Origin of the sequence: Caballeronia udeis, from assembly GCF_001544555.2 — a bacterium.
Taxonomy (GTDB): Bacteria; Pseudomonadota; Gammaproteobacteria; order Burkholderiales; family Burkholderiaceae; genus Caballeronia; species Caballeronia udeis.
Genome location: NZ_FCOK02000016.1, coordinates 49,525 through 62,579, shown reverse-complemented (window position 1 = coordinate 62,579; position 13,055 = coordinate 49,525). Strand labels below are relative to the sequence as shown.

The 13,055-nt window shown below is 65.5% G+C and carries 1 protein-coding gene (running past one end of the window); it reads left to right on the top strand.

The features are described 5' to 3' along the window. A protein-coding gene (locus AWB69_RS14080; RefSeq protein WP_062085604.1) for an SDR family NAD(P)-dependent oxidoreductase crosses the window boundary here: on the top strand, positions 1-13,032 show its 3' portion. It extends 1,248 nt beyond the left edge of the window; only the last 13,032 of its 14,280 coding nucleotides appear in the window; its start codon lies off the left edge, out of view; the stop codon is at positions 13,030-13,032. Positions 13,033-13,055: the final 23 nt, after the last annotated feature.

Sequence of the window (13,055 nt, the reverse complement as noted above, 5' to 3'; positions counted from 1 at the left end):
GGCGGCATGAATGTCGACGCGCTCAGCATGGAGGCCCTTGAGCAGCGTACAGGTCTGCGTTCGCTCGGGACCGCAGCGGGGATGCAGGCGCTCATGCGCGGCCTGGCGCTTGGACGCGGCCAGGTCATGGTGATGCACGGCGATGAGACGGTCATGCGGCGGGCACTGCTCGGGCAGCCGTCGCCGGCGAGCGTCGTTCAGGAGGCAGCGCCGGGCTCCACGAATGCGCCGCTGTCAGCACCCGGCGACCTGCTCGGAAAGACCCGCGCGTTGCTCTCCAGCGAATTTGCGGTTGTGCTGAAAATGCCCGTGGAGCGCATCGAGCTGCGCGCACCGCTGGAAAAATACGGCATCGATTCGATTCTGGCGATGAGCCTCACAAGCCGGCTCGAAGCCACGTTTGGCACACTTCCCAAGACGCTGTTCTTCGAATACCAGACGGTCGCGGAGCTGGCCGATTATTTCGTTCAAGCCCATTCGCCAAAGCTCGCGACGTTGTTGGCACCGCGCGAGCAAGCACCGGCGGCTCGTTCTCGCGCCGCTGAAAGCGTTTCTGCGCCGGCAGCGATTCCAGCCGCGGCGCCCACGCTCGGCCGACGCCCACGCGCCCGCTATCTGGCGGAGCCCGCCGAAGCGCCGGCGACCAAGGCGTCGGCGGCGAGCCCGCACGCGCACGACGAGCCCATTGCGATCGTCGGCCTGAGCGGCCGCTACCCTGAAGCAGCCGATCTCGAGGCCTTCTGGCAAAACCTGCGTGACGGCAAGGATTGCATCGTCGAAGTGCCGGGCTCACGTTGGAACTGGCGCGACTACTACAGCGAGGACAAGACAAAGGAAGGCGCGCACTTCAGCAAGTGGGGCGGTTTCATCGAAGGCGTGGACGAGTTCGACCCGCGCTTTTTCAACATCGCGCCGCGTGAGGCGGCGGGCATCGACCCGCAGGAGCGCTTGTTCCTGCAGCACGCATGGATGGCCATCGAAGACGCCGGCTACACCCGCGCCGATCTGCAGATTCCCCACGACGGACGGCAGCCGGGCCAAGTTGGTGTGTATGCCGGTGTGATGTACGGCGAGTACAACTTGTCGGGCACGCTGGCGAACATTGCGAACCGGGTTTCTTACTTCCTGAATCTGCATGGACCGAGTCTGACGCTGGACACGATGTGCTCGTCGTCGCTGATGGCGCTGCATCTCGCTTGCCAGGATTTGAAACTCGGGCGCACGAGTCTCGCCATTGCGGGCGGGGTGAATGTCAGCATCCATCCGAACAAGTACACGATGCTGAGCGGCGGGCAGTTCATCTCGACCGATGGGCATTGCCAGAGCTTCGGCGAAGGGGGCGACGGCTACATCCCCGGTGAAGGGGTCGGCGTGGCCGTGCTCAAGCGCCTCTCGGACGCCGAGCGCGACGGCAACGTCATCTACGGGGTGATCAAGGGCAGTGCGCTCAACCACGGCGGTAAGACCAACGGCTACACGGTGCCCAATCCGCAGGCCCAGGCCGATGTCATTCGCCAGGCGCTGGCGGACGCCGGCATCGACGCTCGCCAGGTCGGCTACATCGAGGCGCACGGTACCGGCACCAAGCTTGGCGATCCGATCGAGATCGCGGCGCTGACCAAGGCCTTCTACGATGGGGCGCCGGATTCGTCGCGAGAGTTCGGCTATTGCCGCATCGGTTCGGCTAAATCGAACATCGGCCATTGCGAATCGGCCGCCGGCATTGCCGGGGTGACGAAGGTGCTGCTGCAGATGAAGCACGGCGTCATCGTCCCATCGCTGCATTCGCGCCGGTTGAATCCGCACATCGACTTCGATGCGACGCCTTTCGTCGTGAACCAGTCGTTGACGCCATGGGAGCCTCACCATCTGGACGGGCGCAGCCTGCCGCGGATTGCCGGCATCTCCTCGTTCGGCGCCGGCGGCTCGAACGCTCATGTGATTATCGAAGAATACCGGCCGGCTGCAGCGCGCAACTCCGCCGCGGCCTCGCCGATCGTGGTGCCGCTGTCGGCCCGCACGACGGACGGGTTGCAGCGGCGTGCGCGCGATTTGGCGGCGTTCTTGCAGCGAGACACGCAGATCGATCCTGAAGCGCTGGCCTATACGCTCCAGGTCGGACGCGAGGCGATGGAGGAGCGCGTTGTCTTCGTCGTCGACACGCTCGACGAGTTGAGCAGCAAGCTCCAGGCGTTCCTGCGCGGGGACGCGACTGATTCGACGCGGGACCCGGTGTATCGGGCTCGGGTCAAGCCGCGCGACGTGCGCTCTCTCGCCGACGCCGATGCGCAACTGCAGGCCGAGCTCGAGCAATGCTTCGCCCAACGTGCGTTGGCATTGCTGGCGCAGCACTGGGTGCAAGGGCTCCAGTTCGACTGGCGCCGGTTGCACGCGCGTGCCGCCCGGCCGCGCCTGATGAGCCTGCCGACCTATCCGTTTGCGAAGGAGCGCTACTGGATCGATCCGGTGCGTGCCGTTTCCGCGCCGGCGGAGACTGTGCAGCTGCATCCGCTGGTCCATCTCAATACGTCGATCCTGAGCGAGCAGAGCTACGCATCGTGTTTTGAAGGCAATGAGCCGTTCCTCGACGACGACGGCCCCGGCGTGCCCAAACGGCTGCCCGAGCTGCTGGCGCTGGAGATGATCCGTTTCGCGGTCGAATCGGCCGCGCCGAGAGGCGGCGAGGCCGGCTGCTGGGAGATTTGCGACACCGTCTGGGGCGATGCCATCACGGTGAGCGGCGAGCGCACGGTACGTATGGCGATCCTTGCACGCGAAGTCGACCGGATCGATGTCGAGCTCTTCAGCACGGGTGCGTCCGCAGAAGCGATCCACTGCCAAAGCCGCGCGGAGTTCAGCCGTCAGATCGCATCGGAGCGGCTGGACCTGGCTGGCTTGCGCGGTGCGATGCGTGCAGGCGCGCGCGCGCTGCCTGCCGGTGTCGCGCGGCTGTACGAAGGCGAGGGGCAGTGGCTGGCCGAGCTGGCGTCGAACGCTCGGCCAGCAAGCGAGCCGGCGCAGTGCCTGTTGTCCCCTGAACTGCTCAAGCGTGTTGCGGGGCTGGTCGATCTTCTCGTCGGGCAGCCGGTGACGCCGGTTTCGCTCGCGTGTTTGCGCGTCCTGGGGGCCTTGCCCGACGACGTTGTGCTGTGTATACGTCTTCGAGCGTCGGCGAGCGCGGATATCGACCTGTGCAACGCGCAGGGCGATGTGTGCGCGCAGATGCAGGGTCTGAGCTATTGCACGACCGAGGCATCCCGGATCGCAACCGAGCCTCAGAATCAGCAGGCGCGGCCTACGGTTACCCTCGCGGCTGTCCAGGAGGCGGTTGCGGGCGTCGCGCAGGTCAAGGCGCTCATGCCCGCGCCGGTCGTGCTCATCGCCGAGCCCAGGGAAATCGCCCTTGCAGCGGGCTTCGCGCTGGTGCTGCCGCCCATGCCGCTCAAGCCGGGCGCCATCACCTTGTGTGCGGCAGCCGAAGTGCCGCGCTTATCCTTGGCCGCTAAAGGGACGGTAACGCTGCGCGACACCGGGTTGGGGCGTTCACCGATGAGCGCGCCATCGTCGGCTTGCCTGCACGACCTGGGCGCGGGCGTATTTCGTATCGAGCTTCAGACTGACCTGAACGAATGCCTCGTGCCGCTGGCGCAGGCGTTAGAGCGTGCCCGGCAAGAGGCGTCCTTGAAGGTCGTGCTGCTTGTCGATCGTTGCGCAAAGGGTTGGCACGGCGGCCGGGCCGTCTGCAATGAAGCGATCACGCGAGGTGTGCTGAGCGCCGTCGCCACTTTCCCGTATCCGGTCATCGCGGTGGCGCCGTCGGGCGCGACCGGTGCCGGCGCGCTTCTGGGCGCCGTCTGCGATTTCATGGTTCTCGGCGAGGATAGCGAGTACACCTACACCGACGCCGACACGAGCCTCTTCCCCAGCGCAAGCGAGGAGCGCTTCTTGCGCGAGCGTTTCGGCGATGTTCTGGCCGACGATTTCCTGTATCGATCCGCGCGATTGACCGGCCGGCAGTTGAAGCAGCGCGGCTGGACCTGCCGCATCGCGCCGGCGGCGCAAGCCGAGGCCGACGCGCGGCAATTGGCCGATGACCTGGCGCACAAATCGCCTTTGGCGCTGCGTTTGCTCAAGGCTCACCTGGCGCGCCGCCTGTCGCCGTTGGTCGCTGATCTGGTCGCTGGTCTGGCCGTTGTCGACAGCACGGCCGTGGGCAATGTTGCGCCGAATGCGGACGGCGGGCTGCTCGTCGAGCTGGGTGCGGCAAGCAAATATGAAGGACTGGCCGGACTCGCGGCCGAGCTCAAGGCCGCGTTCGCGAAGGCCGATGCGTCGCCCGAGTGCCGCGTCATCGTGCTCACGAACGCACACGCGGGCTCGCTCGCGGACTTGCTTCAACAAGCCGACCGCGAAGCGCTGGCCGCCTTCACGCAGACGATGCTCGGTTGCCCGCTGCCGCTCGTCGCCGCATTCGACTCCGGCGCCGAGGGGCTCGCCTGGCTGCTGGGCTTGTGGTGCGATGCCTGTGTCTACCAGGCGCACGGCCGGTATAGCCTGAGCGGCCTGGCTGCTCGCCCGGCACTTGAGCGCGAAGCCGCCGCGCTGGCTGTCATGCGCCTCGGTACATCGCTCGGCCAGGAGATCTGTCTGACTGGGGATACCTATACGGGGCTGCAGTTGCAAGCGCGAAGCGGCGCGCTCCTCGTGGCCGAGCCTGCTGAGCTCATGCCGCGGGCCCTGGCATTGGCGGCGTTCTGGAGTCGCTGGCCACGCTCGCTCGCTCGCGAGCGCAAAGCGGCGCACGCTGAACGCCTGCGGACGGCGCTCAGCGGCGCACCGCAGTGGCAGGCGAGCGCGGAGGTGAACGACGGCGCTGTCCTGGTTCCGACGGCAATCGCGTTGCGTTCCGCCGTAGTCAGCGCGCTCACCCACCCCGATGGCGTGGTGGTCGTGACCATGGCGGACAGAGAGGCGAAGAACATGTTCTCGCCCGCCCTGGTCGACGGTCTGAAGGAAGTCTTCACACACATCGAGCAAAATCCGTCGTGCAAGGTGGTCGTGCTGAGCGGCTATGACAGCTACTTCGCCACCGGCGGCACTCGCGAAACGCTTTTGGCGATTCAGGAAGGCCAGGCGCAATTCACCGACGAAAAGGTCTTCCAGCTGCCGATGGACTGCCCGGTGCCGGTGATCGCAGCGCTGCAAGGGCATGGCATCGGCGGCGGCTGGTCGTTCGGCATGTTTGCCGACGTGGTCATGCTCAGCGAGGAAAGCCGCTATCTGAGCCCCTACATGGGTTACGGCTTCACGCCGGGAGCTGGCTCGACGCTGGTGTTCCCCCACAAGATCGGCCATGACCTGGCACGTGAAACGCTCATCAGCGCACGCGAAATGTCGGGTCACGAGCTGCAGATGCGCGGGCTGCGGTGGCCCGTGCTGCCGCGGCGCGAGCTGGTCGCTGCTGCGATCGGGCTGGCCCATCGCATGGCGCGCCAGCCGCGTGAACGCCTCAGCAATCTCAAGCGCCAATGGACGCATGGATTGCGCGCGGCGCGCGAGGACGTGTATCAGCGCGAAATCGGGATGCACGAGCAGACCTTCGTTCGCAACGCCGGCACGTTGGAGCGGATTCAGGCCAGGTTCGGTGACGAACCGGTACAGCCGACGCCCAGCATGCCGACGGCATCGGCATCGGCATCGGCATCGGCCGTGAGGCAGTCGGCATCCATCATCGAGCAGATCAGGCAGATGCTCGCGCAGGAGCTGTTCCTGCAGCCCGGGGAGATCGACGACGACGCGCAGTTCATCGACCTCGGCCTGGACTCGATCACCGGCGTGACATGGATTCGAAGAATCAACGCGCACTTCGGGACGGATATCGAGGCCACCAAGGTCTACAGCCATTCGAACCTGAGCGCGCTTGGCAGTTACGTCGCCAGCGTGGCGAACATCGCAAACGAGACGAGCACGCCTGCGCAGGCCGACAATCCGGTGCCTGCGGTTGCATCGGTTGTTTCCGTTGCTGCCGTTGCGTCGACTACCGCCAGCGATACGCGCGCTGAGGTCATCGAGACGCTCAAGCGGTTGCTCGCGAGCGAGCTGCATTTGCACCCGGACGAGATCGACGAGTCGGCGCAATTCATGGACGTTGGCCTTGACTCGATCACCGGCGTGACTTGGGTGCGCAAGATCAACGAGCGCTACGGCATCAATATTGAAGCCACCAAGGTCTACAGCCATCCGAACCTGGTCGAGATCAGCGCCGTGGTGCGGCAGGAGGCCGATCGTGCTGGAACGCTTGCGCCGGCAGCGGCGATGCAAGCGGCCATGGTGCCTCCCGCAGCCGGGCCGGTTGCGAGCGCGCCAATAGCAATGTTGGCAGCGCCGGCGGCAAGCCGCACCACGCTTTCGCGGCCGGTGCTGAAATCCCTGCGCGGCGCGCACACGGCCAAGCTTCGCCTCGCATCACAGCCGGGCACCGATAAATCGTTGCAGCCGATCGCCGTGATCGGCATGGCCGGACAGTTCCCGAAAGCGCGCGACATCGAGGAGTTCTGGCGCAACCTGGAGTCGGGCCGCGACTGCATCGACGAGATCCCGGATGCCCGCTGGCGCTTGCGCGACTTTTACCAGGAAGGTGCCGCGGTGCCGGGCCGCACCAATAGCCGCTGGCTCGGTGCATTGGACGAGTACGACCTTTTCGATCCGCTCTTTTTCAACATCTCGCCGACCGAAGCTGAGTGCATGGATCCGCAGCAGCGCGTGTTCCTCCAGTCGAGCTGGCATTGCATCGAGAACGCTAGCTACAGCGCACAGACGCTGTCGGGCAGCCAGTGCGGTGTATTCGTTGGCTGCGGCCCGAGCGACTATCACGTGTCGGCAACCGAAGAACGGCTCAGCGCGCAGGGCTTCACCGGCGCGGCGACGTCGATCCTCGCTGCCCGTATCTCCTATCTTCTCAATTTGCGCGGCCCGTGTTTGTCCATCGATACCGCGTGCTCGTCTTCGCTCGTCGCCATCGCGACGGCCTGCGACAACCTCAACGCCGGCAACTGCGACCTGGCGCTCGCGGGCGGCGTCTATGTGATGGCCGGGCCATCCATGCACATCATGACCGCGCAGGCCGGCATGCTGTCCCCGGACGGGCGCTGTTTCAGCTTCGATCAGCGCGCCAACGGCTTCGTGCCGGGCGAAGGGGTGGGCGTGTTGATGCTCAAGCGCCTGGCGGACGCGGAGCGTGACGGCGACCGCATCCAGGCGGTGATCCACGGCTGGGGCGTGAATCAGGACGGCAAGACCAACGGCATCACGGCGCCGAACGAGGACGCGCAAAGCCGTCTGCTCAGCTCCGTCTATCGCAAGTTCGACATCGACCCGGCCGGCATCGGGCTGGTCGAGGCGCACGGCACGGGCACGAAGCTCGGCGACCCGATCGAGGTCGCGGGGCTGAAGGCGGCGTTCAAACCCTTTACTGCCGACACCGGCTTCTGCGCGCTCGGCACGGTCAAGAGCAACATCGGCCATTGCCTCACGGCGGCGGGCGCAGCCGGCATCATCAAGCTGGTTCTGGCGCTGCAACACAAGCAACTGCCGCCGACCATCAACTACCGTCAGTGCAACGAGCACATCCAGTTGAAGGGCAGCCCGTTCTACGTCAACGACCGGTTGAACGCCTGGAAGGTCGAGGGCGGGCGCCGCCGCCGCGCGGCAATCAGCTCGTTCGGCTTTGGCGGCACCAACGCGCACATCGTGCTCGGCGAATATGCCGCACCGGCCGCGGCGACACCTGCCGTGCCGGCGCTCGTGCAGGACGGGAAGATCATGGTGCCGCTGTCGGCACGCAACGAAGAGCAACTGCACCAGAAAGCGCATGATCTGCTCGCGTTCATTCGCCGGCGCAACGGCGCGATCGATCTGGCCGAGCTTGCCTACACGTTGCAGGTGGGACGCGTTGCGATGGGCGATCGTCTGTGCGTTTTGGCGGCCACGACCGAGGCGCTGGCGGACAGGCTTGACGCTTACCTCACGGGCGGGTTGGTTGCCGATGATGTCTATCAAGGCCAGCTGAAGCGTCACAAGGAGGCCATCAAGCTCATCGCGCAAGACGACGAGATGCGCTCGATGATCATCGGCAAGTGGGTCAAGGAGCGCAAGCTGACGAAGCTGGTCGATCTCTGGGTCAAGGGGCTCGATGTCGATTGGAACCTGCTGTACGGCGAAGCGAAGCCGCGGCGCATCGAGCTGCCCAACTATCCGTTCGCCAGGCAGCGTTTCTGGATTCAAGCGGCCAAGGCGCGTGCGCAAGACGTTTTGCATCCCTTGGTGCACCGCAACGTCTCCTTGCTGAGCCGGCAGCGCTATCTGTCGCTGTTTAGCGGCGACGAGTGTTTCTTCGATCAACGCGTCAACGGCGAGAAGGTGTTGTCGGCGATGGCCATGATGGAAATGGCGACGGCGGCCATCGAGGCGGCAACAGCCGACCTCGGCCACGCCAGGGTTGTCGAATTGCGGCAGATTCGCTGGGCTGACCTCGCGATCGTCGCGAGCGTCGAGGGCACGAGCAAGGTCGCGATCGACCTATACGCGAACGATGACGGCAGCGTAAGTTTCGACATCCAAAGTGCCGGTGTCGAGGGCGCTTTCCCGCCGCGCGTGTACGCGCAGGGTGAGGCCTGCCTGCTCGAGCCGCTTGCACCTGTGCGGGTCGATATTGCGGCGCTTATCGCGCACGGTACGCGCGAGCGCAGGGAGCCGGCTGCCGTTTATGCGGAGTTGGCGCGCGCGGGCATCGCTGTCGGCCCGGCGCTGCGGGGATTGAAAGCGCTTTATTGCGGCGATGACGGGCTGGTTGCCGAAATCGTCCTGCCGGCTGCCGCCGACCCCATCGAGGGCGGCTACGCGATGCATCCCGGTGTGATCGAAGGCGCGGTGCAGGCCGCCATGGTCTTCGCTGCCACCCGTGACTTGCCGATGCGTCCGATGTCTTTGGACTCGCTGACGGTAGCGTCGAGCTGTCGAGCGCAGATGTTCGCCTGGGTGCGCGATGCCGCTTCGGTATCGAACGGGCCACACACGCATCACTCGACGCTGGATGTCGATCTCGTCGACGCCGAGGGCTGCGTGTGCATCGCGATGCGCGGCTTGACGCTCGCGCCGGCCGTCGCGGGCGAGCCAGGCGAGGCTGGCGTCTTGTCGATGAAGGTGCCCGTCTGGAAGCGCGTCGCCGATATCAGCGTCGCGGCCGCTGACAAATCCGGCGAGCGGATTGTGGTCGTCGGCGCGAGCGCGGCGCACGCACCGGTTCTCGAACGCCAGTATCGTGATTCGGCGCTGCGCTTCGTGGACATCGGCGCGCACGACGCCGTGGCCGGCATTGCGGATAAATTGGCTGGCATCGAATTCGATCGGCTGATCTGGATCGCGCGTGCACACGATGCTCCGACCCTGACCGAGGAATCGATCATCACCGATCAGGACCGCGGGATCATGCAAGTGCTCACCATCGCACGCGCGCTCGTTGCGTTGGGTTTTGAGCAGCGCGCGATCGAGTGGGACCTGTTCACGCTCGACGCCTTGACGCTTGAAGGCGACGCCGCCGCTAATCCCGCCCATGCGGGCTTGCAGGGATTTAGCGGTGCCCTCGCCGAGACCTACCCGTTCTGGAAGGTACGCCTGCTCGATCTGCCCGGGCTGACCGACACGACAGCAGCGGCCTTGCGCCGCGCGCCCGTCAACGTGAGCGGCGCAAGCTATGCGCTGCGCGACGGCCAATGGTTCAATCAGCAACTCGTCGCGCTCGAGCCGCAGGCTGCGGGCCCATCGCCGTATCGCACGGGTGGCGTTTATGTCGTGATCGGCGGCGCCGGCGGCATCGGCGAGATCTGGAGCCGGCACGCCATCGAGCAAAGTCAGGCGAACGTCATCTGGATCGGGCGGCGTGTGCTCGACGAGTCAATCCAGCGCAAGATCGATCGCCTGGCGGCGCTCGGCAAGGCGCCGGAATACCTCCAGGCCGACGCCAGCCGTCCGGGCGAACTCGAAGCCGCCTACCGGTATATCAAGCATCACTACACGGCCATTCATGGCGTGGTCCACTCGGCGGTGGGCGCGTTCGACCAGAGCCTGAAGACGGTATCGGAGGCCGACTTCCGCTCGATCCTGTCGGTGAAGATCGATTTGAGCGTGAGAATCGCGCAGGTCTTCGCCAGCGAAGCGCTCGATTTCGCGTTGTTCTTCTCCTCGAATGCCTCGTTCGTACGAGGCGCGGGGATGAGCGGATACGCGGCCGGCTGTTCATTCAAGGACGCGTTCGCGACGCGCTTGGGGCAGTTGTGGCCGTGCGCCGTCAAGGTGGTCAACTGGGGTTATTGGAACGTGGGCGCCGGCGAGGCCATGTCCGACGAGATGAAGGACTACTTCCGGCAGACCGGCTACCGGCCGCTCACGCCGCAAGAAGGCATGCAGGCGCTGGACGCGTTCATCGTCAGCGACGTCCGGCAGATCTCGATCACGAAATCGGCTGATCCGGCCGCGAGCGACGAACCGATGACCCGCGCAACCGTTAGCCGGGCGCAAGCGCCTGACGCGGCTCCAGTGCGGTTTCCCGCATTGACGGAAGAACGCGGCGTCCGCCCTGCAAACGCGGACACGCTGCTGCACGAGCGGACAGTGCAGTTGTGCAAACAGTTGATCGGCCGGGCGCTGAAGATGCAGAGCCACCAGCTGGATGCGACGGAGCCGCTGGCGAGCTATGGCATCGACTCGATCGTCGTCGGCCTCGTCAACCAGCAGATGCAGCGGCATTTCGGTGAGATTGGCGCCACGTTGCTGTACCAATTCCGCACCATCGACGCGCTGTCGGATCATCTGGTCGAAACGCAGCGCGACAAGCTCGAGCGGTTGTTCGAACTCGATCGTCCCGGATCAGCCGGGGCCGTGCCTGCCGCCGCTCCATCCGCACTTGAGCGCGGCGCGGGGCTTGCCGTTCGCGCCGGCGCGCGTATCCCGTTGCCGGGCCACGCACCGAGCCGCAAGCAAGCGGATCGCCGCGCCGGGGAGACGCGCGGATCTATCGCTATCGTCGGTATCAGCGGGCTCTATCCCAACGCGTCGAACCTGCGCGAGTTCTGGGAGAACCTGAAGGCGGGCCGCAACTGCATCGGCGAAATTCCTGCCCGACGCTGGTCGCTGGACGGCTTCTACGTGCCCGATGAGCACAAGGCCGTCGAAGAGAGCAAGAGCTATTGCAAGTGGGGCGGTTTCGTTGACCAGTTTGCCCAGTTCGACACCCTGTTCTTCGGCATCCCGCCGCGCGAAGCGCTCAACATGGATCCGCAGGAGCGTATGTTCTTGCAAGCCGCGTGGTCCGCATTGGAAAGCGCCGGCTACACGCGTCGCACATTGCGCGAACAATTCGGCGGGCGAGTCGGTGTTTTCGCCGGCATCACACGGGCCGGGTACAACCTCTATCGGACCACCAGCGCCAGCTCGGAAAAGTTCTGGCCGCGCACGTCGTTTGCCTCCGTTGCCAACCGCCTGTCGTACTTCCTGGACATCAACGGCCCGAGTCTGCCCGTCGATACGATGTGCTCGTCTTCGCTGACGGCCATTCACGAGGCCTGCGAGCATATCGCCAATGGCGATTGCGATCTCGCCTTCGCAGGCGGCGCCAATTTGTATCTGCACCCGACGAGCTACGTGGACATGTCGTCCCAGCACATGCTGTCGCCCAACGGCAAGTGCAAGAGCTTCGGCGAAGGCGGCGACGGCTTTGTGCCTGGCGAGGGGGTGGGCGTGGTCTTGCTGAAGCCGCTCGAGCGCGCGATCGCAGACGGCGACATCATCCACGCTGTCATTCTCGCGACAAACGTGAACCACGGCGGCAAGACGAGCGGCTACACGGTGCCCAATCCCGTGGCCCAGGCGGAGCTGATTCGCCGTGCGATCGACAAGGCCGGCATCAGCGCCCGCGAGGTGAGCTACATCGAGGCGCACGGCACGGGAACCGAGCTTGGCGATCCGATCGAGATCTCCGGATTGCAGCAGGCGTTCGCGCCCGACACCGCCGAAACGGGCTACTGCGCGATCGGCTCGGTCAAATCGAACATCGGCCACCTGGAGGCGGCGGCCGGCGTGGCTGCGCTCACCAAGGTGCTACTGCAATTCAAGCACCGGCAGATTGCGCCGTCGCTGCATGCCCGTGCGCTGAACCCGCACATCAAGTTCGATGCGACCGCCTTTAGAGTCAGCCAGACGCTCTCATCGTGGGAGCCGCCGGTTGTCGACGGCGTAGCGCGACCGAGAATCGCCGGCATCTCGTCGTTCGGCGCGGGCGGTGCGAATGCGCACGTCATCGTGCGGGAATACCGGCCCGCGCACGTGGAATCGTCGTCCGCTTTTGATGCGCATGGCGGGTCGTTCGTGATTCCGCTGTCGGCCAGGACACCTGAACAACTGCTGCAAAAGGCGAGCGACCTGTTCGAGTTCCTGAGCCTGCCGGACAGTGAGACCGATCTCGCGGCAATCGCTTACACGCTGCAGATTGGACGCGAGCCGATGGAGGAACGGCTTGGCTTCGTGGTGAGCTCGGTCGGCGAGCTCACCCGGCAGCTTACCGCGTACGTGTGCGGTGACGACGGTGCGCATGGCGTCTATCGCGGGCAGCCTCAGCGCAGCAACGACGGGCTGAGCCTCTTCGTCCAGGACGGGGACGTGGCGGAAGCGATCGAGAAGTGGATTGCGCACGGCAAACACGCGAAGCTCGTCGAGCTCTGGGTGAAGGGCGTGGAGTTCGACTGGAACCGGCTCTACGGCGCTACCCGGCCTCGTCGCGTCGAGTTGCCGACGTATCCGTTCGCGAAGGACGAATACTGGATCGACAGCGTTACCCCGGCGGCGGAGCCTCGCGCGCCTGTCCGGCGCGACGTGCAGGCGGCCAGGGACTTCGGCCGCATCGAGGAGATCATCAGGATGATCGATGCCTCGGCGCTCGACGCGGGCGAGGGTGCGCGGCTACTCAAGAGTCTGGTGTGAAGGTTCCGCGCGGCCTGGCGTTC